Raw genomic sequence first — 27000 nt, 5'->3', positions numbered from 1 at the left:
TGCTAGGCAAAATTTGGTGTGAGGTTTACAAGGGTGATGAACGGCTCTACGTAGATCAATACCAACCGAAATCTCTGAGGTTTTTAGCGACTAAATATAGAAGGTGAGGACACCATATACGGACTTTTATGTATTGAATGGTCTACTCTATCCAACAACAGATGAGCAAGAGCCCAGATTTTGAGGTGGATATAGACGAAGAAACGGTGAATCGAATTCGAGAACGCGTCTTGCTTGCGGAAAAGGAACAACTCCACCTGAAGCTACCACAAGGGATCATTTCGAAGATTACGCAAATAATCGTGGAGGAAGTCGACTAATGGAACTAGAAAGCCTCAAATTAAAAAATTTCCGCCAGTTTCGGAACTCGGAGATCAAGTTTTCGCGTGACAATAACCACAATGTTACAGTTATCCACGGAGATAACGGGTCTGGAAAAACAACGCTACTGAACGCGTTTACCTGGGTTTTATACGGAAAAGTAGATTTTGAGACGGGAGAAGATCAACTAGTCAATGAAGGCGTGATGGCGGATGCCCCTGTCGATACTACTGTGGAGGTTTCAGTGAAATTGGCCTTCTATCACGAGGATTCTCACTATCGAGCCACTCGGACTATCTCGTACCAGAAAACACATGTTGAAGATTTAATCGGTGAATCAGAAGACACTACGATCAACTTGGAGTACAAAAACGGTGGGGAGTATAAGTCAGTAAACAACCCAAATACAAGACTTGAACAGATCATTCCGGAACGGCTGAGTTCACTCTTCTTCTTCGACGGCGAAGATATTGGCGAGCTTGCTGAGTCAGCGAATAAGGACCGAATCAAAGAAGCAATTCGCAACATCATGGGCCTCACAATCCTTGAGCGTTCAATCAGACATCTGGATGAGGTTTCACGCAGATTCCGCTCTGATGTCAAAAAAACTGGGAGCGACAAACTTGCAGCCCTAATTGACGAAGAGAACAAAATCGAAGCGCAACTGGAACAGAAGCGAAGTCAACTCGAGAAGCGCAAAGAGCGCGAAGAGAACATTGAGAAACGCATAAACGCTATCGGCAAAGAATTAGAAAATCTTGATGAGAGTCATGAAATTGAAGAAGAACTCCAGAGAGTAGAACACCAGAGGGATAATTTAATTGTGAAACGCGAGGAAGTCCAGAAAAACGTTCGGGCAAAGATTACTAAAGGAGGTGTATTAGCGTTTGCACTACCTGCAATCAGAGATACCGCTGCCGATCTTGACGAACTTCGAAAGAACGATCTCCTTGGGTCGGGAGTCTCTGAGGAATTTCTCAACAAACTCCTAGAGCGCGAGCGGTGTATCTGTGGTCGACCACTTGACGAGGGTTCAAAGTATTACGAACGAGTTGAATCAATGGAAACAACGGTTGATGCAAGTGGGATCTCTGACCAATCAATCAATACAGCGAGTCAATTCAGGATCGCTGATTCCCATTACGGGACACTCCGAACTGACCTGACCACCCTTCTTGAACAGCGAAAAGAACTGAACGAGCAAATCGATGCAAAAACAGAGCAGATCGACGAACTTGAGGCGAAATTGGGTTCAATGGAAACTCGTACCCTTGGGCAGCAATCTCCTGCCGAACTTCAACAAGAACGGGAAGAAAAGCGTCAAACGCTCAAAGATAATATCAAAGATATTGGGAGAATCGAAGACAAAATCGACGAACTAGAGGAACAATCACAAGGCATTGAGACCAGAATTGACAATGCCCGTGAGGAGAAAGCGGAAACAGAACTTGCTCGCCGGCGATGGAAGGCGAGTGTAAAGACCTGGGAGAATTTGGAGTCATCTTTTAGAAAGCTCCAACAGACTGTTCGTCGATTGGCGAACGATACTGTCTCAGAGCGTTTTGATTCAATCGCCCACAAAGATGGAGATGATCTCCACGCTGTGATTAACGAAGACTTCGAACTCGAAGGCCGAAAGCGTGTAGGGGACCAGTATGAGCGAGTTGAGATGTCTCGTGGAGAACGCCAGATTGCCAGCCTAACGTTCATCGGGAGCCTTGTATCTATCGCCAGACAACGCTACGAGAAACACGCGGAGGATCAGTATTTTTCTGGCGGAATCTATCCTATCGTGATGGATTCTCCGTTCGGTGCTCTTGACAACACTCACCGCCGACATATTAGTCGGGAAATTCCTAAATTAGCGAAGCAAGTAATTGTCTTAGCGACAGACTCACAGTGGGATGGCCCCGTTTCCGAGGAGCTAGAACCACGGGCAGGTATTCAGTACCGTCTTGACTTTGATAATGGAGAAGAGTCAGAAAAGTATCCGCAAACCAATGTCGTAATCGAACAGAACCTAGTTGCAAGTGAGAGGACGTCATCATGAGCGACCGTATTACCTACGACCGTCCGGCTATCTATGAGCGTCTAGTCAGTGAATATGGCGTTTTCGATTCGTATGTTGACATGTTTGTATTTGCCGCTGCAATCGGCTTTCGGTATGGGAGAAAGCAATCAAATGAAGGTGGAGATAAAGAGATGCTATGGGCTAACATTAGATATACGGAGATGTACCAAACAATCGCCTCCTCAATTGCATATCAAGAGACTGGCAATCTCGACATTTTATCGGACGAGCAGCGGCAGTTGGAGATAATGGGTGAGTACGCTGCAGGGGGGATTGAATTGCTCGCAAACAAGTTTGATGGATCTGGAGATCCGACTGTCGAAATAGCGGAATTCGTTCTCGAAGAGGGAGTCTCAATTCAGGATGACACCGAATCGTCTTTGGACGGTCTCATCTAGTTTGTGCCTATCGTGGTTGATACACACGTGGATAAAATCTGAACTCGGTGTCGCCTGTGAATGCCTCTTCTGGAATTCGGTCCGGAGCAGCGATCTTCCATACGAGATCGAAGTACTCGATAGCTCCTTTAATTGCGCCTGGATTTCTAGTCTGGATGCCTGCTTCAGGGTTGTAGAAGAAACTGTTTTCCATGAGGTTGGCACTCCCTGCGAGCATGTTTCCGTTTCGTGGACTTCCTGCAATGAACAATTTGGCATGGACACCAGTCCGCCGACGTTGCTCAATCTGAGCGTCAAGTTCGCGCAATTCGTTGTGATCCATAAACTCACGATAGCGCGTATAGCTACGAATCTCTAAGTTTCCGTTAGTGTTGCCAATCCGAGAGAGTAAGTTTGACTTGAGATTTCGCCACTCATTGGAAGTTGGTAATCGCATCAACAAGCGTACGTTCACATCGTTGTCGAACAAGCGGGTGAACAATGCGGTGTAGTCTTGTACGGCAAAGTTCGTCCACGGACACATGATTCGAACGACACCCTCAACTGCGTCATGCTCTAGAGGGAAGTTCAACACCTCCGGTACCAATTCTGCGAAAGACTCTGTGTCGGATGGCCGCTGCTCTCGCCACTGGCGTATCAATTCAACTTCTCTTTTTAGATCGTCGCTCGGACCCACGTACTTTTCGATATCATACTGATCCGCATGATGTGTCGGGTCAAATATTGTATAGACGAACCGGGTTGGGCTCACTGTCCAGTCTTCTAACGTTTCTAGTGCAACTGACAATACAGCATCGCGCTGTTGTTCCCATCGTTGGTCGACGTTTGAACGGACCTCTGCTATAGCTTCACGCCGTTCCTGAAATATCTGCGACTGAGACGACAACCAATCTGAGTACGACTCCAGCGCTGGGACCACATCGGGCGGCTCTTGATAAGCCTGCTCGAACTTCAAGAGTCCATTTTGATAGGTGACTGCGATCCCTGCTTCAGTGAGGTCGTCCACGAGGGCGAGCACTGGCGAGTCAAGACGCTGGTTTAACCAGTCAGCATCGAGTGGGAGTTTTCGTTGGCTTACAATTGCGCAGACGCCCGCCTCAGGTTCAGGAATCGGCCATACTATCGACGTAGGTGTTTCTGAAGTCCACGAGCCCATCCCACGGGCACTTTCAAGGCGCCGAAGTTCGTCGTGTGTCTCTTTCTGCACTTCGTCGACAATGGTATCAAACTCTTCATCGAATAGTGATTCGGCGAATCCATCAAGGGCTTTGTTTCTCAGGAGAACGGACAGTGCCCCAGTATTCGTAACCGGAGACTCTGGTGGGTCAACTCCAAATGCCCGTAGCAGCGGGTCCACCAGTCTGGAGGGCTGTGCGACACCCCTCGTCTCTAGCAAGCCTACGAGAAGCGTTGCAGCAGCTTCAGAACGAGACTTTTCGAAGCTGACTTGCAGTTCCTGGAACACATTACGGTTCAGTTGAAAGCCGTTGGCAATCGGACGAATCACGTCGAGCGAACGAAGAAGCGAAATGTCGATGTCTGAATCCGTGTATCCAATGACATCGTTTCGTCTCATGACTGCAGTATTTCCAGGCTCCGTTCTTTTGACGACATCCTGGCCGGCGACGAGCACATTCGCAATACCACTTGGAACATCGAAATATGCAGTTCCAGCAAAAAACGTCGCTGCTGACTCAGGAGTACAGAACGCCGTTGCTTGATCCAGGGGGGACGACAACCATCTGGAACAGAGTTTCTCAAGGGTGCGTTTGTATTTCTCCCAGTTCGGCTCGTAGTTCGTCACGAGCACGTGTAGATCATAGTATCGCCGAACTGCAGACCATTCTCCAGTCTGCCGAGCATTCGCTGCAAGCGTAAGAGCAGACGGAGTGACGCCCCAGACATCACCTTTCCCGTGATTAGTGAGTTCGTCAGGGAGTGATAAGGCCATTATATGTTTAGACTCTGTATGGAGCAAAAACGTTGGCGTTGGCGATTGATACTTCTAGCCTGTCAGCCTTCCTTACTCAATGATCGCGGCACTTTCAGCAATACTGAAATCGACCAGTTTGTCGTCATCCTTAACATCCATCACTTGAACTCCCATGGTGTTACGACCTTGAACAGAGATTTCATTGACTCTCATATAGATCGCTTGTCCCTTCTCACTAAGTGCCACTATCTTCATGTTAGGATCGACAATGCCAACTCCTGCAACGGGACCATTCCGCTCCTCTGTCGATATGTCAAGTAGTCCACTACCGTTCCTCGTTTGTAATCTGTAATTCATTGTTGCAGTCCGTTTCCCGTATCCTCGTTCCGTGAGTGTAAGGACATGATTCTCAACATCTGGGTCAATGATTCCACCGCCGACAACTTGGTCGTCATTTTTTAGTTTAATTCCAGAAACACCCCGTGCTGTGCGACCCATTGGCCTGGCGTCCGACTCATCAAACCGAATCGATTGACCTGACCTCGTTTCTATGAGAACAGTACTTTTTCCATCAGACCAGGCCACCTCACACAGTTCATCATCCTCATCTAACTTAATAGCACGAATTCCGGTTGAATGAATGTTTGAAAACTCGGTTGTTTTTGTCCTCTTGACATACCCATTTTGAGTGACAAACGTCAGGAATTCATGTTCAGTAATATCGCTAGCGGTTGCTACCGATTGCAAATATTCTGTTTCATCGAGATTTACGAGTTCGGCTATTGGACACCCCTGTTCTGTCCGGTGGGTCACTGGAATCTTGTGTGCTTCTAATTGGTACACTTCCCCGTGGCTCGTAAATAAGAAGAGATAATTCCGTGGATTCGCGACAAAACTCGAAATAACAGCGTGCTCTGACTCAGACGATGTTACACTTATCCCTTTCCCTCTCCGGTGTTGGAGTTGAAGTGTGTCTATTGGTATTCGCTTGATGTTATCATCAGACGAGTATATAAATAGGTGAGGCGTCGACGGAATTATTCTGTTACCACCCACAGCGTCAATTAGCGCCTCCATTTCAGACCTTTTGAATTCTCTGGGTTTTGTTGAAGAATTGGAAACACCTTCGACAACTCTACTAATGTGGTGTCTGAGTGAGTCAGAAGAGATCTCTACTTTTGGGGTCTCAACTGGAATTGCGGTGAGTAAGGCCTCAAGCTCTTTCACGCTGAATTTTTCTGCATTGGTATCTGGTGCGTGAATACCATCCACCTCATTGCTGAGAGTTGTTCGAAGATTAACCAACTGCTCTTCGATCGTCTCGATGCTGGTCTCCCCATGACACATCTTGCATGGGTCTAGCAGGCTTGTTTCAGGGCGGCGTCGATCACTCCGATACTCTTTGTACTCAAGGTTAATGCCACAGAACGTGTGTTCCAGCCAATCAAACTTGAGATGGAATACAGGCGAATCAAGGCGAATATATTCAAGATCCTCATTATCAGTTTCACCTTCGAAATCCACTCCGGCTATCGCCTCATCAAATCGCTCCTGAACGTCATCTTTTAGAGGTTGGTCTTCGGAATTATTCTGAAGATCTGTTGAATCAGCACTGGGGTCAGTGGATATTCCCTTGATATCCAGTTCGTCCAAGATTTGATCTAATTTTTCCTGCTCATCGCTCATGTCTACCAGTTCTTATACAACTCGGTTAACATTTGGCCTTCACTGGGGATCTTTGCAATTTCGCACGAGTGTGCTTCGCTATACATTGGCCAAAACAATAGAACTGATTCGCAGATTATTGATTCTTGTTTCCCCCAAACCCACTCAATTTCTCCTGCACGAGATTAGGTCACAAACATGTCTTTGGGAGATTGTTCGAGAACTGCGGACAGAGAGTCGTCAATTAGGTCTTTTGCCAGCGTCCGATCGCGATTCCGCTCTGAACAGCCGTACTGATACAGACACTCTGGACAGCCAGTCGCACAGTCACAACCATCAATGTTTTCAGACATTACCCTGAGGGCGTCGAGTAGTTCGACGTACACTCCATCTTCAACTTGGAATAGAAGTTCAGTGACTCCGTTTCCGCCGACTGCACTCTCGAACACATACGCCTGGTCGTCACCCTCTTCGAAAGATTCCTGCAAACTTCGAATGTCTAGCCCACCGGTTCGTTGCAACGCTAGGCGGAACCCATGTGCAAGAGTGTGGAGCCCAGTGTCCGGGAGTTGCTCGCTAGTTATTCGAAGCCCTTTTGTAGAGAATGTACGCCCCACCATCACGTCCGCCTGCTTCGTTGGGTCATGACCTGGATTGCTGAGACACCGTTTACTGCCGTCGGCTTGTGGAACCACAACGCTCCCACAATTACCATGTTGACACAGACGGAGAGGTTGCTCTCTCGGGTCCTTCTGGTCTCCATCGTAGGACGTTGTAAACGATGTTACTGTCTCAACGATGTCAATCGACCCTTGCTCGAGAGTAAAGAGGGCATTGTCGTTTGTGTCTGAAACCGTCACTGAACGCTCGACCTCGAATTCAGGGATGTCCGTCGAGCTGTGTCCAAACGTACTCCTAGGATTGGTGTTGTAATCGGCGAGTGGATACACATCCGTCACCTTGTTGTTATTTTCCTCTATCGACGCTTCGGTAAGCTCAATCCCACTAATGGCGATTGGTTCGACTTTAGTGAGATGTGCCGCTCCCGCTTCACACGATGTGTCTGGGCATGTCGATTGACCGGACCACTGTGTCGTAAAGCCACACTTTTTACAACGAAGTTGTGGTCCCTTGGCCTGTTTCTGCAATGCTCGAGTGCCTTCCGTATCGCGGTCTACTTTCGTCACCACGTACCCACGCTTGTTACGGAGGACGTAGGCATATGGATGGAGTTCTCGGATTGCCATCGCAGAGTCACGATCCCACGAAGGTTTGCTCTCTGCCTTGAGAGTTCCTTGAGAGTTCCGTTCTCGTCGTGTGACAGTGACTGCATCACCAAACGCACGCAATTGAGGAACGAACTCAGAGACAACGGATCGACCATGAATCCTACTGAAGCGAGATGTATTATAGTCACTGACCATCTGACGTACCATGTCCCGTTGCATCTTTAATCGACTAAGTTGACGCTCGTTTTCAGGATCACTCTCTTCTTTGTCGAGGTCGTCGAACCCACCACCACCGAACGAACCGCTGTCTCCAACCGCCTCGTTCAGGTGGTCGATTTCATCTTCCAATTCCTTGAGGTCTGACTGCAGTTTACTACGGTAGTTATACGCAGCGAAGACGATGCGCTCCGCGAATTTTTCGAGTACATCGTCGATTAGTTGCTCGTACTCTGAGGCCGCATGTCGCAGGCTATCTTCCGAACATTCTGGACACGTTCCAGCGACTGCCGTAGAAAAGATATGCTGGCAGTTTCGACAGTAAACGTAATCGAGGAGGTCTTGAAGCCATGCTCTCACTCCCTCGTCGTTCTCAACGATGTATTGGAGTACCTCGAAGATGGAGCCATGGTTAATCTGATCAACTGGCTTGTTGTACAACTGTGTGAATGTCTGGTAATCGCTCGGTGGTTGGTCTTGAGGGCTTTCTTTTCGGTATCGGTCCCACTCGCTTGGATCCGGTTTAGTAATCTTCTGACCGTCAATCTCATCAGTTCGTTCCCACGGGATGTGATATCTCGCGGCAATGTAGTCCATAATCGACCACGTAAGAGCGACAGACAGTACGCTCTCATTATGCTGGTTGAGCGGAATCGGCTTTTCCCCAGAACTGATGAGTTTCTCCGGACGTTTGTGATAGTAGAAGTCGATTGGGTTTCGTTTACTAACGGTAGTTACGAGCGATTTGCCTGCGTCACGGCCCGCACGACCGATGCGTTGGAGATAAGCGTTCGTATTTGGGGGCGTCCCCATCAGTAGTAAGGTGTTGAGGTCTCCGATGTCAATGCCGATCTCCATTGCCGGGCCAGTCGACAAGAAGTTTGGCGTTGGGTCGTGTTTGAACTCATGTTCGATACGGCGGCGTTCGTCCGCAGGTACATCACCCTTGTACACCTGGCTGAGCAGGAGCCGTGGAGAAGTTGTCGCAGCCCGGTATGCTGTTCGATTGAAGTACGGTGACTCGGGTGTCGCTCGCTCTGTGTACGGGACATCGAACGGGACCGTCCCATTCTTCAAGTTGCTTGCTTCCTGCCAAGCTGTACTAGTAAATGAATCGGAGTGAGGGTCGTAATCGATGGAGTGGTTCGCACCCACGAAATGCACAGTAACTCCCTCCATATCTAACTCTATACGGTCGTACTCCTCGTCTTCTCTAACAATCCCCTTCTGTTTGAGGTCGTTCAGGACGGCTACTGGATTGGACACGGATTCCGATTCACGGAGTGACTTGAGCAGTGTCTGTCGTTGTTGACGATTCTCCTTTAGAAGTTCCCTGCAGACAGTTTGTTCAGCGGCAGTTGCGGGGGTTTCGGTGAACGAAATATCGAGGAATCCTTGGTTCACCAGCGTGCCGTAGCGACGGCTGATATTATTGTTGTACAATAAGTACGACCCAGGGATGAGCTCTCCAAGCAGCGTCCCTCGCCACTGTCCGTAGCCGATTATATCGTTGATTATGTCATCGCTGGCATCAATTTCTTCCCAATACGACCGGGCATCCTCCAGTGTCCCTGAAAGGAGTTCCTTCAGGGTTGCTGTCCCGACTGCATCCATATACGACAATATCCGCTGTTGGATGAACAGTTCACGCTCGGGTTCGTCGAAGTCGTTTGCCAAGCGTTCCATATCTCGATACGAATCAGCGAAGGACATCAATTTCGCCTGGTCTTGTGCCCCATTTAAGTCAGCCAATTCACGGAGCATGAATTGACTCATCGTCACACCTGCGTTTGTCGGCGACCGCATCAACGAGTCGTAGTTTCGACTCCTTCCATGATAGCAAGGAAGCGCGTGCGCGGCTTTGCTTGGGGCCTCTAATCGGACATTTCCGTCAGAGTCACGGTAGGCTATTTTCAGTCCGAATGATGAGTAACGCCGTTCTACGGCGTCGTGTCCCTTGATTGAACACCCTGTTCCAGAAAGGTGATAGACCTCGGATTTCCACTCTTCGTTGCAGTCGGGACAGTAGTCCGCCTCCTGTGTATCGACGTACACCGGTAACACGAACGTAGATCGCCCACAATCACACCGGTCCGGAAGCGAGCCGACCTGGTGTTTGCCACCGTGCTCCTCGTCGGAACAGACCCATGACAGCGAGTATTTTGGGACAAGAAGAGAGTCACATTTGGCACACGCCATTCCGTTCTGGTCCGCAGAGTGTCCGTCACACTCAGGGTCGCCACATTCGTGTGTGAAGTCACCCTCAAGATCAAGTTGCCCTCCACAGGAGGAACAGCCCCCAGTGTCGGGATGCTGTTCGATATCGCACGTTGGGTTTTTGCAGACGATACCGTTTGGTGTCCGCGTCAGAGACCCTTTGCACTCACAGTAACCGAGACCTTCGGTAGGGCGTTCAGTTTGTCCACACTCACCACAACGGTACTCAGGCGTCCAATAGACACGAATGAGATCGTCATGCTCCGGGTGGTTGCACTCAGGTTTACTTGCGTAGAGGTACTCACCCTCCGTTTCTTGAGAGACAGGGCGCACTGTCCCACAATCGGGACAATACCACGCTTCGTACACCTGTTCGCCACAATCCTGACACAATCGAAGTTTCGTGACAAACGACGTGTGTTGCTCGTGTCCATCGCAATCGCAAGATTGCGGCTTGGAGTAAATTCGATGACAGTGGACGCACTTGTAGTAGCCATCAACTGGCCAGTTCAAGACGTGTGCCCGAACTTCGTATCCCGCGAGCTCAAATAGTATCAGAGCATTCTCAGCCGCTCTTGCCGCTCCTTTGGAGTCACAGTTATAAGTCTTCTCGATATACTCGGCAAAGTCTCGCATCTGTGGAGATGGGCTAATCTCATACGCGTCGTTCGTTGGATCCTGAAGAACTCTGTGGAGGTGTTCAAGGAATTGTAGACTGCCGTCCTCAATCGCGGTTTCTAGCTGGTCACCGAAATTACCGCGCTCACTGAGTCCAAGTTCGTTCCGAAGTGTTTGGCCTCCAGTCGACAACTCCGCAGAGTTCGCAAGTTGTTCTGATTTGATCCGTGTCTCGGTCAGAATATTCGGGAGCGTTCCAGGGTGCTCAGAGATTCCCTCAATAGTAACCTCCTCGATGAGTTTGTAGGAGACATCCCGTTGGTTTGTAGGGATGTTAAACAATCGCTGAAACAGAACTTCACGCTCGTCGATGGTTGCACTCGCCGCGATGATTCGGAGAGGATCTCCAATTTTTCGCTCTTCTCGAAGCCGACGAATCCGCTTGATGAGCATCGATACGTGGGCGCCAAACAACCCCTGGTACGTGTGGACCTCATCAAAGACAAGGAACTTAGGTTGGTCAACGAACATTCGATGAGCCTGCTCGTCGTTTACGTTGAACAGCCGATAGTTGATAGTGTCCGGATTCGTGAGCAAGATATCAGGCGGGTCCTCGTGCATCTTATCACGTGTGAGATGGACGAAATCAAGCACATGACCGCCGTACTCCTCTCGAAGTTTGAGTCGGAACTCGTTTGAGGAACTGCCCTTCTCGACGTACACGTTTGGTGGGACTTCTGCCAATGTTGTTTCGTCGACAGCAGTGCGCTCTGCGATTGTGTTGGGAAGTTCGAAATGTTTGAACGAGTCAATCAAGTACGTAAACGGATCCTTGGAGTCATTTGGCACCCAGCTTCGATACGGTGTGTCGCCATCGTAAACGCCAATTGTGAGTTTCTGATCGCTTGGAAGATCGGTCTTCTCGTTAACGAGCCAGAGGTATTCGATGAACCGTTTAAGCTGATCCTGTGCCAGTGCCTTCGTTGGATACGTGATGACGGCTTTGATTGACGAGTCGTAGCCGGAGTGTCCATCAATGCGCCCACGCTTGGCCCGGAGCACATACTGCAGAATTGGAATGAACCATGATTCGGTCTTCCCCCGTCCCGTCCCTGCTGCAATGAGCGCATGTTTGTCGTCAACCAGCCAGTCGATTGCGGCTTCTTGATGCTGTTGTAGGTACTCAAATCCCTCGTCAGTGAATGCATTTATTATCGGCGTTTCCAAACCATTTGGGGCAAACTCGCCCTTCACTGACCGTGCGAATGTCTCCCACTTTGTATTGCTCCAGGCGGCTGCTGGGACGCCCTGTAGAATTGGTCCTTTTGACCGAATAAATTCGTTAGTTGGTTCGCCTTCTTGTTGTGTTTCCAGCCCTTTTAGGAGACCCTGATAGCCTCGCTGGTTTCCACCAATGAGATACTTTGCGTAACTTTCCTGAGCATGTTTACCGAGGGATATAGGGTCAAAATTACTCATCGTGACTCCGTGAATTCTACCAAGAGACGGTTGCTGAACTCCTCGAATTGTTTGAGGTCGGACAACACCTCACTACTGATATCTGCAAGGGTGATGGTTTCGTTCTCCAAGATGTTCCAGATGACATCCTTCGCATCGTCAGACAAGTCATCACCGAGGCCAATGTCAAGTGAATGGAACTCTCGTTTATACCCCACTAGTCTATCCAGATCGACTTTTTGCACGTTTCCCTTTTTCAGTTCCTGAAGGTAGTATCGGTAGTTCTCACACAGAGTTGAATCATCCGCAGTTCCGATATCAGGAATTTGCAATAATGATCGAATTCGGTCGACTGTTTGGCGTTCCGAATCGGCTTTTTCCTGTACGGCAATTTTCACTGTCTCCGTACATTCCCGGAGCGTGTTTCGATGGCCCTCAAACACCTCGATTTGATTGTCAATCTCGCTTCGGTCATTGAAATCGTCGTATTCTGCTTCCAACAATGTCTCGATATCTCGGCTTACGTCATCGATTTCTGCCCGTATATTTGTACGATTGATGGAAACAGACATGCTATCTGCACATTGGACCCACTGCTTAAGTTTCCCGTGCTGTTCGTGAACATGACTAATTTTCTTTTCTAATGCTTGGAATCCGCTGTTCTTATTTGCAGCCTCTGTCCGTTTTGTCTCTATTCTTTGTACTTCATTGTGTAGTTCGCCGACCTGCTCAGCTTTAGATACGACAGCTGCAACCCGATGCTGGACCGTTTCAATCGTTTCTGCTATTGTCATAGGTTTACCTCCAAGTCATCGCTGAGTTTTCGTGCCTCAGACTGGGCACGATCGAATGGCTTAGTATCCGGGTCGAAACTCTCTGCATCGAGCTCCTCGATCCGTAATTCGAGATCTTTCTCAAGATCGTCGAGTTCGTCAGAAAATGACTTCAGCATCGAATACGTATCGCTATAAGGTCCGGTGAAACTAATCCAATGGGCAAGACGTCTTGCAACAAAGTAGTCCCATACAGAATCAGACCGCTGAAGTGAGTTGACTAACTTCTCGATTTCGGATCTTAGATTAGCTAGAGTGTCAACATCTATTTTCTCAAGGTCTTCGAGTTCTGATGATTGTTGTCTTGAGAGATGTTTATAGGCCAATGATAGACCATCAATATTTATCCCATCTTCTATGCCATGTGACTGTTGATATATCTCTTCGAATTCAGTTCTGAGCGACTTCAGATCGCTTGTGAAGAATGCTCTGTATTCATCAATATCACGGGCAAATCCTCGGAGGTTCAACGACGAAGGACTCGTCAGAAATGCTTTAAACTCCAACGAATCGCTTGCACGAGGCCCAAACTTGAGACCGCGCATCCCGCCTTCTATCAATGAGATACGTAGCAACAAGTCCTCGGGGTCAAGACCATCTAGATGTCCCTCGAGACGGTCGTAGTCGACAACGTTTCGTCGGAAATGGAAGCGAGCGTGGAATAGTCCTCGGAGGTAATCTGCCTTCTCCTCAAGTTTTCCGACACTCCCCTCGAAATCCGTGAGTGCGTAACAACGAAGAATATCGCCTTCGTTGACTGGTTTGGCGAGTGCTTCTGGGGTTAATTCTGTACTGGTCCCCGTGAAAACATTCAATAAGAATTTCCCGAAAATCGCGATATCGTCAATGTCGGTGCCAAACGTCTCCTTTACCTCCGTTTCGAGGTCGGTTCGAAGTGTGGCGACAGTATCATCTGCCCATTCCCGCAAACGTTCCATTTCGATATTGCCGTTCGAGTCAAGAGAAGATAGTGCCACGTCGTCCCAAACACCGATTCGGAGTAAGTCCCGAAGCAATCCTTCGTCAAGGTCCGGTGACAGAGTCACCTGTGTAAAATTCGGTTCGTCACCGTTGTCGATATGAACCGGCACTCGTGTCGATCCTTTATTCCAGCGGATGTACGCCGCTTCACTAGAGAAACAACCGGGGCGGACGAGCGAATCTGGTGCCTTGTGGAAATATCGAATTACGCGTTCGGCCCCATTCTCAATGTTTGACGTTTGATTGAAACTTGTCTCTCCCCGACGCCACGCTAGAAGTTCGTTTTTCTGTTCGTCGAAAATCTTCCTTCGTGTAGGACCGTTGTCTGGGCCTTTTGGTTTGTATCCACAGCTCGGACACGTCCAATTATCTGATTCCTCGTATATCCCTGCATTGCATTCTGGACAGATGTCGTAGGGGTCATCGACGATCGGTGCCTTTCCAGAACTCTCAATTCTGAAGACTGTCGGAATCCGTTCGTCCACCACCTGGTGTTGCCCGGAGATCGTTCCATACCACTTTAACACTGGTTCATCTGCACCGTTGTATTCGGTCGAGATAGGATTCTCGATAACACCGAGCCGTTGTTGGAGTTTCTCGGCGTGTTCAAATGGTGGATTGGTGCTATTAAGAAGTTCCTCAATCACGAATGTGAGATATACCCGTGGAGTTTGCTTCCGGATGTTTTGCTCTTGAAGGTTGTTGTAGATTCTCGTTAGGAACGGTACGTTAAATGGATAGAGACCCTTACCGAACGCCTCATCAATATCTGAGGGCACGGTTCCTTCAGGGAGCGGAGGTTCATAGTCGTCATCGCTCTCCGACTTGATCGCAGTCAGGTACTTGTAGGCGAGGTCGATGTGAACACCTTCCTGTTCGAGAAAGAGGGTCTTTGACCCAGAACCGTCTTCGGCCTCCTCGGTTAGTCTGAATCTAGACATCGTCCGGTCGTTTATTGTATCTTCTGAGGAGACATCGGCACGGCGCTGATCGATGAGTCTCCGGTGGACACCCGTCGTGACCCCGACGACGACGTCGAAGTGTGCGGCCCCCAAATCAGAGAAAAACGAGAGGACTTGGTGGTCATATATCGTGAACCCAGTCAGGTCCTCAATAATGAGTACGGGGCGTCGATTCCGCTCCCGATATGCTGCGTCGATATCATTGAGAACCTGTGTGATATCCCCGTCGAAAAGCATCTCTTCGATGGCGTTTGTCGCTGCTGACTTGATTTCACGGTAGAGATATTCAACTGGCTCGAGACCCTGGTCTTCGTGTTCGTGCGTCACACGAGGGAACCCCTCGGTCAATAACGATTCGAGGGAGTCCAGAGTGATCGGTTCGAATTCAATGCTTTCGTCAGGGTCTGCGAAGGAGTCGACGTACTCCCGCAAATTGGTTTTAACAAGTGACTCGAAGGCTTCGTCATTGAGGAAGTCGACCGTGGCCTCTTGTTTTTTGTCGAACTGGTTCAGAATGTTCCCGGTTACGGATTTGAATATACCTGACTCCGGGAGATTCGCTAGGTACCGAGCGTCTTCGAAGTCCCATCCGTCTAGGTTCTGCGTAAGTAACTCGAGAACCGCCCGAGGTTCTCGAACGTGGCGTGGTACCAGGATCGGTTCATGTGCGAACTCGTCACCCGCTTCGTCTGCCTCATCCTGAATTTCGTAATCGAGCCACTGACACAGTTCAGACTTACCACTCCCGCTTTCACCAACGATAAAAAAGAGCCGATTTCCTTGGTCGAAACTAGAGTCAAGGATGGTCTCTCGGACGATTTTCTCGTCCACTAGGCGCTCGTCTTCGTCGATCCACTCTGACACTGCCTTGTTCTCCTCAACTCGGATTCGATTGATTGGAACGTGCGTCTTCTCGAATGAATTTTTGTCTTTCTCCTGTGCTTCCTGCGTGATGTATTTCGTAATCGCCTCAGTAGTCCAGTTTTTTGGGTATTCAGTCATGAAATCCTCTTCACTCGAAGTGTGATTTTGTTGACGCCTGCTCCATTGAGTTTTACCGACGGACCAAAGTCGCTTTCCTGACCTATTTCGATGAGATTGGTCCGTTGGGCTTGTTTAAGAGCGCGCTCTACGTACGACGCGACCTCGTTACGGTTCGAACCCGCGAAAACCGGGAGGTAACGGTCGTGAAGGGCCAGGAGAGTTCCCTGAAATTGAGTGGGCTCGGACGGTGAAGTTACCGACTGAAGCAGTGAATACAATAGGTTCTGATCGATGGTGAGCATCGACGTGTAATCCTCGTCTGAATCTGTTCCCAAGTCTCGAACGACGCCAACTGCTTCCATCATCCGCCGCCAATAGTTCAAGCGTGTTGTGTTCCAGCTAACCCCGCTCCGCCGATCACTTAACAGATCCACGAGAGGGTCACCTTTGTCGAAGAATACCCGATTATCTTCCGTTAAAACATCGAGGACATCGTTGTATGCTCTGTTTTCGCCGTCACGTGACCGAATTCCCCAGAGAAGTGCGGTTTGGGGCGTCGGTTCTTCTCGTGCCACCTCTGTCAGTTCGTACCCATCACCGTTGTTAGTGAATTGCTCCGTCTCTACGAGAAATTCAATCGCGTCGTTGAGTGGTTTACGTTGGTTGCTTTCGCTCTTTTCTGTTGCATCCCCTGGGTAATAACGCTCGACGAGGGAGTTATGTTCGACAGGTCCTGCGTCGGATACATATCGCCACATCGAGAGGACTTCCGATCCGACTATGTTTCTCCTGAATAGTGCCATTGTATACTGTTGTAATTATCCGTGAACAGCCAGATAGTCTGACAAATGTACCCATTGGCATTATATTTGTCCCTCATGAAACTATTATTCTCCTTCGTCCAACTCATCGGAACTGCATTTCATCCGTCGATACGGTATTCCACATCATCGTTATGGAGTAACCCTGTCAATGTGTCTCAATGATTAGAGTCCCCGTGACAGGAGAAGTATATAAAATATCAACAATAGTGAAAGGTATCCATCCAGATCTTCGGTCGGAAGTGAGATTTTTGCTTCTCCCGTTGGTTGCTTTCGAATAGATTCTGATTACCGCTGTCACGAGAGTACTGCGATTTAGTGAATCCAATTAAAGCGTGACTGAGTAATGACTTCTAGATTACACCGTACAGGTTCCCGCTATAGGGATATGGAATTTTCTGCAATGCTCGAATGGGACAGCGATGTGACCGATCCAAAATTTGGAGATTCGGTCAATCGATTGAAGAGAACAATATTCCGTCTCGTTGAGCATCTGAGACAGTATGTTACTAACGGGACGAAACTTCGTGGGAAGGCTAACACCTTTGTTTCCTATATATAAAGACGACCCACTGGAGGGATATGCCTGAAGTCCTACCTACTACCAGTTTCGCGGTGGTTACGGACCAATTCTGAGTTGAATTCGTATCTCTGAAGAGCGTTAAGAATATGATCGCGAATTTTTGTAATATCTTTCTCTATCCAGGGACGGATTGTTGCTGCAATATGGTCGGTGTTGTTTTCGGTTGTCTTACTTGCGAGAAATTCAAGGACGTCCCACGTTCTGATACCAGTTTCTAACTCTGTGTACTCGAATAGGTCCGCGATACGCGATGGTTCGGACTCCATCACAGATGCGTATTCAAGCGCTGCCTCGTGAAGCCAGATGTTGAGGGTTTCGTCAAGTCCGAGATATCGAGCAGGGAGTTTATTTTGGAGATAGTATTTCGCCATTCCCGGATAGGACACTTCACGCACGTCAAGCATTTCTGTCAGGGGCTTATCTGCTTCTTGGTTGGAGAGTCGGAAGCTGGGCTTGTCAACCACCAAAACAAGTTCATCTATTTGGTTATTCTTGTACGCACGAATCAATTTGTGAGTGATTCGGGCACCCCCTTTGTTCTCCCCCTCTTGACTTGTGTACTGACACAGGTGGGGAGCAGTTATGTCCGCTGCGGTGACTTCGCGGTTGATTAGACGGTAGTTGAATGTGAATTGCGAGAGGGCAGTATATGTGAACTCATTCTCGGAATTGCCTTCGGTGAGCACCTTGTCGAATGTTTCGTTTGATCCGTAACGGAGCCATGCAGGGTTGAACGTGTATGTCTCCACACCATGCCGCAGCAGATACGGTAAACTCCTGAGCCAACCCATATTGCCTCGGTCGCTCCCAGATGTCGCGGGGTCCGTCACCACTACGATAGAATCCATCGGAACTCCATCGAGTGTCTCAATCGGCATTGCTGTAGTTTCCAAAAACCCAATTTTCGGGGTGAGTTTTGAATAGTCGAACGAGGTCCATACTGCTTTATAGTGTATCGTTGATGGTAAAGGTAACTTTCTCTAAATACTGAAGGGACAAATATACGGACGAGAACAATGATCCGTCTCTTGTATATCTAAACCAACATAGAATTACTATGACAAATGGGAGAAATGTGACCAGATTTCTATTTCTTAGAGTTCTACTTGGCAGTAGTCCTCGACAATGTCACAGATAAGCGAAAAGTTTTGTGTGATGTACGAAGCCAAACCGACACGCAGCCACTCAGTCTCCAGACATTGGGTATGGTCGAACACCAATTCAGAGACAAGAATCAACGAATTCTTGATTAATTCTTTTAGCCTCATTATCTACTGCCTTATCCAGAACTCGACTGCAAAGTGAAAGCACTTGTCGAGTATTACCCTGAGAGCGTTGCAGAATGTATTGAAGACTTTCTTCTGTAAATGGTTCAAGGTCATCTTCTGGACGCATTGTGCCAAGATACTCTCGAACAAGTGAATGAAGATGTTCCTCAGTGAGTGGGCGTAGCGACACTTCCTGACCAATTCGTTCCGCGAAGGCGTGGTATTCCGCCATCACATCTTGCCAGACCTCAGGAGCACATCCAAACAACATGCAGAGCCCATGGCTATTTTGGTCCATCAGGTGCCGAATGCTATTCAGAGTAGATTGTTCGTCTTTTGCTGAGAGGCGAGAGATACTCTCGAACTCATCAACAAACACAAATACACCAGTGTAATCGAGTTCTAGAAGGAGGTTTTTCATTGCTGTGAACGCTCGAACCCCCATGGTATCATCGTCAAGAGCGGTATGAATCTCCATCTCTTTGCGTTGTTCATAGCGAATACCCTCAGCAGTCAGCCATTGCCACGCGTACAAGTTGGTATTCTCGTACACCAAGTGAATCATCGCGCGAGCGAAGTCAGCGAATCTGGTCACGTCGCTCATTCGCTGAATCGCTTGGGGAACCACCTCTGACAGGAGGACGTCTCCTTCATCCACAAGTTCACGCATCTCTGCTGGAGACTCTGGCTCTTCGTCGGTGATATCTCGAGTTACCATTGCAAGGAACTCATACGCAAACGCTTGCAATTTCTCGAACCCAATGTCATAGACGAACTCGTGGTAGATGTCCAAGAAGCCATCTCCTGGTTGAGATACATAGCCGACGACCACATTATCACGATCACGAAGCAGTGAGCGAGTGTACTTTAGCGTATGAGACTTTCCATTGCCGTATTTTCCGGTGATAACGAGGTGTTTCGATTTTCCTGTGCTAAGGAGTGTCGAGACAGTCTCGCCGATAACACCTGTTGCGTGCCTCTGGCCACAATACACCATTGGATCATCATCTGGAACAGGACTGTATGGGAATGGGTTATCTTCTAAGCCGTACACTGAATAGTCACGTTGTTGGTCTGTAATTCCAAAATTATCGCTGTTCATGATTAGGACTCCATGTTGAACGTCAGGTCACGGTCGTACACCGCTAGGTAGTAGTATTTCTTACCGAACTGTTCCACACCGGCCATCACTTGATCGGAGGTCTGTGTCGTCGAAACGAGGGTCTCTCCCTCCGAAAGCTCGATTCGTCGAATTGCTCTTGGAGAGTCCTTCGCGGCTGTATCGAGTGGAGCACCCGAGAGCTCTACTCGTCCAATATTTTGTTCAACAAGTTTGAGAAGCCCCTCGTCAAATGCGCTACGACGACATCCAAGCCGTTCACAAGTGAATTCACGCAATTTAGGAATCGAGAGGTGCCGTTGACGAAGGTTTACTCCAGCTGTCTGTTCTAACTCATCGTAGGCAGACAAGAGGACGAATCCAAAATTTGTCGGAACAGATTCTCTCTCGACTCTGTAAAAGCTACCCGTGAATGCATTCCTTTGAACCACACCGAGCCGTTCCGCCCAGTCACCAAGCAATTCAACACTGGTCTGATTGTACTTGTACGGCGTGAATTCCGAATTCTCCTCAAGTACATCGAGCAGTTCCTGAAGTGTAGCTGGGGAAACTTCGTCTACAGCTTCAAGGAATGCCTTGTAGTGTGGACTCCGAACTTGGAGCGTTTTATTGACAGTTTTCCAGGCTTCGTTCCGAACTGCTGCAAGAAATCCGTCACCGATAGTAGTTGTGAGGTACTCATCGGGTTTTTCCTCTTCGTTTGACACACTTTCGATCAAGTCGATTCTAAGTGCTTCAAGAATTGTTTCTCGTGCACGCCTCTTCGACACATTGAGGAGTTCTAGGACATCCTCTGTTGTTCTGGGTGTCCCATCACAGAGATGTGTAACCTCCGTTATTCTTCCAAGGGAAACTGGACGGATCGTGGGTCGTTCATCGGTCATACTAGCCGCCTCATTTGCTGTTTTGCCATGTCGTAAGCTCGCTTCGTCACCTCATTCCCTTCGAATCGAAGGTCGAGATATGATTCAACGTCTGTTCCAGTAGCCGCGATATAACGGAAGCGTCGCAATTCAGTAGTGAGAGCCCACAAGTTGTGTTTTGTAAGGAAATCTCTGTTTGAACGAATTTCACCGAGAGTATTGGAGCCACAGATCGGGCAAGAACAAGGGAGATACTCTAATTCTTCTATCGAGTGAAGTTCGGTTCCACCGAATCCAGGAATCAAATAATTTCTATTTCCCGCAGAGCGAATAAATGCGGAAGAATCGAAACTGTCCATTCCCAGATAGAGGAGGAGAGGTTGGTAAACCAAACCCCCTAACCCATAGACGTGGATGTGTTTGTCAGTTGAACGCCGTGCCGCCAATAAGATTTTTGTCACACGTTTGTAATCCGAACGAATCGGAACCATACTCCCAATTGCATACCCGTCGAACTCGCCATGTTTTTCGAGGTGACGTATCCCGTTTCGAATGGTTCGTGGATCGTAACCATGGACGCTTCCGAACAGTAATGCGTCACCAGAATGGTTTTCGCTCGCAGTGAGGGCGCGGTCAATGTTTTCTTTGACACGACGCTGATTCTCAGAAGCACGCATCCCTTTAGACAGTGGGACATCGACCGTCCCATAGATGTCTGCTTCAATCTTTTGTTGTGTATTGAGCGTTTCTTCCGGAGTGGTGTCAATTTTTTCTGAGGAAAAGTCGAATCCTCCACTATCCGCGAACAATACCGTATTGTCCGGTACTCCCATCTCCTCTCGGAGCGATCTTCCATTTTCCAATCGCTCCCAAAGGGGCCTACGCAGGCGAATTGCTCGAGAGTTCACCATCCCCGTTCGGAGATCCGGAATCATATCGGTATACTCCGGAGTATTGTCACTCGACCGTTTCCCTACATTTCGAACAGGGAAGAGTATCGGTGTTTGTATCGACCCGTGAGGGGTTTCGAGTTTTCGTTCCCTGTACAACATGTCTACCCGCTCGGGTAAGCTGGGCTCTTGCTTAAACTTTGCCCCGACAAAGTAAAGTGAGTACCCCGCAATTTTTTCTGAAGCAACGATGAGCTACGAGCCGGTGCAAAATATTATCAAACAAAAGCGGGTTCTAGAGGTATTGGATTTTTTACAGTCTAATGGTGAACTCCGATTCACCGAACTGTTGCAGCGAATCGAAACCTCTTCAGACGTACTTTCTCGTTGCCTCCAACTACTGACTTGCTACAAGTTGATATCTCGTTCAGAAAAAAATCCCCGCCATGTCACGTATCGAATTACTGAACGGGGGTCGACTTTTCTCGTAAAATTGGAGGAGTTAGAACTGCTGTTGCGAGATTAATTGAATTGGTCAAAGCCCGCCTGCTTCGTAGGTTCGGTAGTACAGAGTTTCACCACATCCTCCTTCGTTTTAACCATCGCTCCTTTCGCCAGGTTCTCTGCAAAATACTGGAGGAATACGCCCTTCAAACCGACGACAATCTTTCCGTACTTTTTCGCTTCTTTCGTTCTTGCTGGAATCGAAACAACATTACCGACTTTTTCTGCAAGTTCTTCTTGGTTGAATAGCACAATGGTCGTCTTGGTAGGGCAAGCACTGATCATGCGTTCGAGATTCAGCGCTTGATAATAGTCAGTCCCCAGAGGAAGGAACACGATATTGTAGGATCCCTTAGAAGTAATCAGGTCCACGACTTTGTCTGTAATTTTGAGATGCGTAGACCTGTTTGAAATCTCAGTTGCAGTCATCCCCGAGAAAGTAACCTCATACGGCGGTAGGAGATCGTTCTCTTCGATTAGTCCGAAGCCGGCACTAATGAAATATCGGTCAACTTCGTGTTCTGATCGGCGAAGGTTGTCAACGGCACCGTCTACGTATTTCTGTTGCCGACCTGCGTAGAGATTGCGCGCTTTGATGGCCGCACTTCCATCTCGTTCTAATAAGTCTTTCAAACCTTTGCCGTCGATATCATCCGCCGTATAAACGTCACTGCTTTCTGGATGATTCTTCGACCCTGAACATTGATCGATGATGAGAATTCGCATGGTTAGAATTCCATCAACCCCTTTTGGACATGGCAATCGGGGACATAATCGCTCGGATACCCGAACGAATCGAGAACTGCTGCACGAAGTTCAGTCGGCGAGTCATGGATGGCAACGGAACATCCACCGTCCTCAACAGTGGCTTGTAGCGTTCCGGGTACTCGCCCGTCCGGACAATAGACGTGCAGGTTCTCGTACCGCGAACACTTCTCCGATAGCGATTTCACGAGTTTATCTGGGTCAAGTGAGACCACTGGGGGAGTCTCCTCCCACCATTCATGGAACCCGTTTGCACTTATCGCCCCAATTTCGCTAATTGGGAGGTCATGCACTGCCGACCAGAAGTCACCTCGGTGCGTCTGGAGTGCATTCTCAACAGTACCATTCCCGATCATGTTTGCGGACACTGGAGTGACCACGAGCGTTTTCGGAAGGGCATTGTCGAACTGCTGGTAGAATCGGTGAGTGTTATGGAATCCACGACGCCGATTTCGATTGTTTGCACGAAAGATGGCAACTTCGATGCCATGTTCCTCACAAATTGGACAGTCGCATTCGTCCCAGGGACGACTACGAAGCGTCGCCTCGTATTCCTGCAAGTAGCCGTCGTCACCTATCCAATTCGCATAATCTTCGACAAGTGGCCAAATCTGTCCGAACGCTCCGACTTCGTCGTCGTTTGACTCACGCTCGCGAACTTGCTTAAGCATTCGAGGGAAGTTACCCTCAAAGACGTTCTTTGCAACTTGAACAAGCTCGTCATATGTTTCTAGCGGTATCGGGTCGTCAGGATGGTCATCTCTGAAGAGTTTCACCAATTTCCGTCGGAATTTCCGACTGAAGTTTGCGCGAAGTGCACGCCCGTATTGATAGTCGTCCCGGCAGAATTCTTCGACTTCTCGAACGTAATCGACATCGTAGCCATCGTCGTGACGTTTCTCCCGAATGTACGAAGGAAGTCCCTCTAAAGCAGCAACCGCAATTTCATGCCACTCCTTGATTGCATCTCCAATCGATTCTTGTTTGCCGTACGCACGAAGACTCCACAGGAGTTCCTGTCCGCGAAGCGCTTTCTCAATTGCCTCCGAAAGGGAATCTCGATTTGAACCGAATCTAACTCGAATCGCGTCATATCGGCGCTGGTCATCGATATGATAATTATCGCCGCCTGTCCATGCAGCCCTGAGCATACTAGCGCTGTCGAAACTGGTCATACCAGTGGTTCCAACCGCATCGAACGCATCCGTCTTCGCAAATCCAAAAACGTGAGTATCGATACGAGTGTTGTGTTTGCGCTCGTGGGCTTTGATGATGTTCCCAACTTCAGCGGTGATACGCTTCACGGCACTCGCCGGACTTCCTGCAACGCCACCGATTCCGAGGTAATTGTAGCCAAGTTCGAGAGCATGGGTTGCAGAGACACCGTACGACTGTGGGTCCCAACCCTGTATGGCCACCATTAGACGGAATGGGTAATCACCTGCATCGTAGTGGCGTTTCATCTCCTCTGCGTTCCGCATCGTCAGGTCGAAGCGATACTGCATATCGTCCTCACGATAGACCGCCCGAGGGTCATCTCGAAGGCGGGATAGGACTTCTCTCTTCGACCCTTCAAACGCACCATCTTCAAACTGCTCGACACTCGATTGATCGTAGATGGACGGTTCTTCGTCCTTGACGTAAGGGGGCCACTTCTCAGGCCACTCGTCTACCATGACTTCGATGTCCTCGGTAAGTTCATCTGGAAGGTCGCCCTTTCTTACGTTCTCGCCGAGAGCGGTCTTATTCAAGTAGAGACGGTCTTTGTGTTCTGATCCCAGAATCAGGTGGTCAATTGTGACGCCAGTAGTGACTTCGAGAGTTTCGTAGAAGTCCAACATCTCCTTGTTTCCATACGGGGGAAACGGGAGCGATTTGTAACCCCAAGCTCCGCAATCACTGATTGTTGGAAGCCACTCCGGAATGTTGAGGACGGGATCGTTATAGACGCCAAACTTTGTGAGGCGTGCAAATTTCGTGTCAGATTCTTCAACCTGTTCTCGAGAGATGAGTACCCCATCGATGGGAGTCGTATCATAGTCGAAAATGTCCCAGATGTAGCTAAGCTCTCGTTCACTCCGGTCAATTTCGGAGTGCTCGTCGTGGACGAAATCGTAGTCGGCATCGACAGCGTCGTCCCACTCTGGAACGTAGAACCTCAAGCTAGATAGTCACCTGTATACGCTATCTTTCTCACAAATATGAATCCTGCTGAATCAGATTTACCCGCCCATGTTATCTTGTCAGATGGCTAACTATGGGTATGGGTGAATACGAAGATCGGATGATTCGAGAGATAGAAAAACAAGTTACTAAAATTGATGTTGAAGATATTTTAGAACCTGACGAAGCGAAAAATGAGAGAGGGAATCCCGAAGTCTTGGTTATAATCCACCAGATGGGGCATGTCTTAGAGCGTTACAAATTCGAGGTTATCAGGCCAGCAGATGATGAAAAATATCCTCGGTATCGATACGGCCCGTACGCAACAACGGAAGGGGCGAATTTGGCAGAGTATATGAATGATGCATCCGTCGCAGCAGCAAAAGCATTGGCCGAGCACACGGGCGTTCCTGTAGAGGCTTGGATATACCCTCACAAAGAATTAGAAAGTCGAACTAAATTGGATTCTAAGAGAGTAGCCAAAGATCCGGATTTAAGCGAGTAATTCGGTCAGAAATACGCTAGAGATAATTAGTAGAAAAAACGTTAATACAGAACACCATTCCGTCGAATAGCATTTGCCTGTGGGACAACGCAACGGTGATTTATATACATCGCACCCGTCAGAACCACCTGTAACGGACGAAACGCGCGGAATTCGAGAATTCGAAGCGCTGATTGGACCATCTGGTCCCGGTGAGTTGCTTCGTCCTCTCACGGCAAGGACCAGGGTTTGAATCCCTGACGGAGCATTTTCTCAAACCCAAACCGCCGAGCAGGGCGAGGCGTGTTTGGTTCGTAATGCGGAGGAAGGGTTTGAGCAGGGAGCAACTCATTTGCGACCGAGTTCGAATCCCTGACGGAGCATTTCTCTTGATGCGAGTCGCGGAGCGAGAGCACGGAAGACGAGCGAAGCGAACGCTATCTCAACCCGGGAAATCTCGTGGTCGAGCTCGTGAGTCCAGAAGATATCTTTTTGTTCAAAGCAGTCGCCGGTGGGGTGGACGACATCGAGGATCTGTTATAGTTGCTGCAGACCGGCCTCGAGTTCGACGTCATCGAAGCAGAACTCGAGATGCAGGTCGAAATCTTGGGGCAAGAGCTGTTCGTGACGTACGTGAACGAAGCGTTGACTGATCACTGAACAATACAACGTGACGCCGCCATTTCACGACCCCGTGGCAAAGATCATCGAGCGCGTCTACGAGGAACTCGAAGTGCTGCACGCGCTTGACGAACCAAAATCGGTGACTGACCTGCAACAGGAACGTGACTGGTCTGCAGCGGACGGGGGATTGTGCGACGGCTGGAAGCAATAGACGCCGTCGCGGAAATTGATGGGCGTGTCAAACGTCGCTCAACGAAAATCTGACCAAGCGGGTGTAGAACGTGAGGCTGAGAACAACCAATCAGGTGGACTGCTCTTTCATTCGAGCCAAACGTGCTGGAACTTCTCCGCCCCGCTAGTTGTGGGGCCTCGGATGCCCTCGACCAGCAACGGTTATTTGTGTGGTTGGTGATTTTGTGAACGATGCTGAAAGAACCACTCGAATCTGCGTTGAACGAGCAGATCAATGCGGAGTTACGCGCGGAGTATCTCTATCTCTCAATGGCCGCGTATTTCGAGGACGAGGGGCTCCCGGGATTCGCGAGCTGGATGCGCACCCAGTCCGAGGAAGAGCATGCCCACGCGATGCGCATCTACGACTATGTCCTTGACCGGGATGGACGAGTTCGCCTCGAAGGCATCGACGCCCCGCAATCGTCCTGGGAGAGTCCGCAGGCCGCCTTCAAGGCGGCATACGACCACGAAGTGATGGTCACGGGGCTGATCGACGACCTCGTCGCGCTCGCCCGTGAGGAGAACGACAACGCAACCGAGAATATGCTCCAGTGGTTCGTCGCCGAACAGGTCGAAGAAGAGGCGACTGCACAGGGCATTATCGACAAGCTCAGGCACGTCGGCGATGACGGCCCTGGGCTCCTTATGATCGACCAAGAACTCGGTAACCGTGGCGCGGGAACCGGGAGCGATGAAAACGAAGCGGCGAACCAGCCAGAGTAGCAAACTCACCGAACCTATTGAAATCCGACTCTGTAGGTTTTTTCACAAGTAACATTTCGTGTGACTCTGCAT

General features: G+C 49.0%; 19 protein-coding genes. 7 read left to right on the top strand and 12 right to left on the bottom strand.

Annotated elements, in window-relative coordinates; translation table 11 throughout:
* Positions 1–137: 137 nt before the first annotated feature.
* The 3 genes from V5N12_RS09470 to V5N12_RS09460 are packed head-to-tail and all read left to right on the top strand — an operon-like array spanning position 138 to position 2790.
* On the top strand, positions 138–320 hold the full coding sequence (locus tag V5N12_RS09470; RefSeq protein WP_332898919.1) for a hypothetical protein: 183 nt from the start codon (positions 138–140) through the stop codon (positions 318–320).
* Complete coding sequence (locus V5N12_RS09465; RefSeq protein ID WP_332898918.1) at positions 320–2371, top strand: AAA family ATPase; 2052 nt, start codon at positions 320–322, stop codon at positions 2369–2371. Before V5N12_RS09470 ends, V5N12_RS09465 begins: the two co-directional genes overlap by 1 nt.
* Complete coding sequence (locus V5N12_RS09460) at positions 2368–2790, top strand: hypothetical protein (RefSeq protein ID WP_332898917.1); 423 nt, start codon at positions 2368–2370, stop codon at positions 2788–2790. The genes V5N12_RS09465 and V5N12_RS09460 overlap by 4 nt, the downstream gene beginning before the upstream one ends.
* A gap of 7 nt (positions 2791–2797) precedes the next feature.
* Here the strand turns inward: V5N12_RS09460 and V5N12_RS09455 are convergent, their stop codons facing one another.
* The 10 genes from V5N12_RS09455 to V5N12_RS09410 form a co-directional block, all read right to left on the bottom strand.
* On the bottom strand, positions 2798–4741 hold the full coding sequence (locus V5N12_RS09455) for a phospholipase D-like domain-containing protein (RefSeq protein ID WP_332898916.1): 1944 nt from the start codon (positions 4739–4741) through the stop codon (positions 2798–2800).
* 72 nt (positions 4742–4813) lie between these two features.
* Positions 4814–6409, bottom strand: a complete 1596-nt coding sequence (locus V5N12_RS09450) for a DNA gyrase C-terminal beta-propeller domain-containing protein (protein WP_332898915.1) — start codon at positions 6407–6409, stop codon at positions 4814–4816.
* Positions 6410–6573: 164 nt separating this feature from the next.
* Positions 6574–12147 carry a DEAD/DEAH box helicase gene (locus V5N12_RS09445; protein ID WP_332898914.1) on the bottom strand — a complete coding sequence of 1858 codons (5574 nt, stop codon included), beginning with the start codon at positions 12145–12147 and terminating at the stop codon, positions 6574–6576.
* A complete protein-coding gene (locus tag V5N12_RS09440) occupies positions 12144–12920 on the bottom strand; it encodes a hypothetical protein (RefSeq protein WP_332898913.1) in 777 nt (258 codons plus the stop codon). The genes V5N12_RS09445 and V5N12_RS09440 overlap by 4 nt, the downstream gene beginning before the upstream one ends.
* Entirely contained in the window at positions 12917–15904 is a 2988-nt protein-coding gene (locus V5N12_RS09435) for a hypothetical protein (protein WP_332898912.1), read from the bottom strand. Before V5N12_RS09435 ends, V5N12_RS09440 begins: the two co-directional genes overlap by 4 nt.
* A complete protein-coding gene (locus V5N12_RS09430; RefSeq protein ID WP_332898911.1) occupies positions 15901–16644 on the bottom strand; it encodes a hypothetical protein in 744 nt (247 codons plus the stop codon). The genes V5N12_RS09435 and V5N12_RS09430 overlap by 4 nt, the downstream gene beginning before the upstream one ends.
* Positions 16645–17301: 657 nt before the next feature.
* Positions 17302–18138 carry a hypothetical protein gene (locus tag V5N12_RS09425; RefSeq protein ID WP_332898910.1) on the bottom strand — a complete coding sequence of 279 codons (837 nt, stop codon included), beginning with the start codon at positions 18136–18138 and terminating at the stop codon, positions 17302–17304.
* A gap of 373 nt (positions 18139–18511) precedes the next feature.
* Positions 18512–19660 (bottom strand): BREX system ATP-binding domain-containing protein, encoded by a 1149-nt coding sequence (locus tag V5N12_RS09420; protein WP_332898909.1) that lies wholly within the window; start codon positions 19658–19660, stop codon positions 18512–18514.
* 2 nt (positions 19661–19662) lie between these two features.
* Positions 19663–20562: a hypothetical protein gene (locus V5N12_RS09415; RefSeq protein ID WP_332898908.1), complete on the bottom strand. Its 900-nt coding sequence runs from the start codon at positions 20560–20562 to the stop codon at positions 19663–19665.
* Entirely contained in the window at positions 20559–21593 is a 1035-nt protein-coding gene (locus tag V5N12_RS09410) for a tRNA-guanine transglycosylase (RefSeq protein ID WP_332898907.1), read from the bottom strand. The genes V5N12_RS09415 and V5N12_RS09410 overlap by 4 nt, the downstream gene beginning before the upstream one ends.
* Positions 21594–21681: 88 nt before the next feature.
* Here V5N12_RS09410 and V5N12_RS17165 point away from each other — a divergent pair, with 88 nt between their 5' ends.
* Positions 21682–21957 (top strand): winged helix-turn-helix transcriptional regulator, encoded by a 276-nt coding sequence (locus V5N12_RS17165; RefSeq protein WP_442904937.1) that lies wholly within the window; start codon positions 21682–21684, stop codon positions 21955–21957.
* Here V5N12_RS17165 and V5N12_RS09405 read toward each other — a convergent pair.
* Entirely contained in the window at positions 21954–22661 is a 708-nt protein-coding gene (locus V5N12_RS09405; protein WP_332898906.1) for a hypothetical protein, read from the bottom strand. The two genes, V5N12_RS17165 and V5N12_RS09405, sit on opposite strands and share 4 nt — an antisense overlap.
* A 2-nt stretch (positions 22662–22663) precedes the next feature.
* Positions 22664–24862, bottom strand: coding sequence for a queuine tRNA-ribosyltransferase tRNA-guanine transglycosylase (locus V5N12_RS09400; RefSeq protein ID WP_332898905.1), 2199 nt, complete (start codon positions 24860–24862; stop codon positions 22664–22666).
* Between the two features lie 101 nt (positions 24863–24963).
* Between V5N12_RS09400 and V5N12_RS09395 the strand changes: the two genes are divergently transcribed.
* The 3 genes from V5N12_RS09395 (at position 24964) to V5N12_RS09385 (ending at position 26928) form a co-directional block, all read left to right on the top strand.
* Positions 24964–25368, top strand: a complete 405-nt coding sequence (locus V5N12_RS09395) for a hypothetical protein (RefSeq protein ID WP_332898904.1) — start codon at positions 24964–24966, stop codon at positions 25366–25368.
* Between the two features lie 673 nt (positions 25369–26041).
* Positions 26042–26182, top strand: coding sequence for a hypothetical protein (locus tag V5N12_RS09390; RefSeq protein WP_332898903.1), 141 nt, complete (start codon positions 26042–26044; stop codon positions 26180–26182).
* A 212-nt stretch (positions 26183–26394) separates the two neighbouring features.
* Positions 26395–26928 carry a ferritin gene (locus V5N12_RS09385; protein WP_332898902.1) on the top strand — a complete coding sequence of 178 codons (534 nt, stop codon included), beginning with the start codon at positions 26395–26397 and terminating at the stop codon, positions 26926–26928.
* The last annotated feature ends 72 nt before the right edge of the window (positions 26929–27000 follow it).

Source organism: Haladaptatus sp. CMSO5 (genome assembly GCF_036689885.1).
GTDB lineage: Archaea > Halobacteriota > Halobacteria > Halobacteriales > Halococcaceae > QDMS2.
Note: the sequence above shows the minus strand (reverse complement) of the source record. Positions and strands in the feature narration are given on the sequence as shown.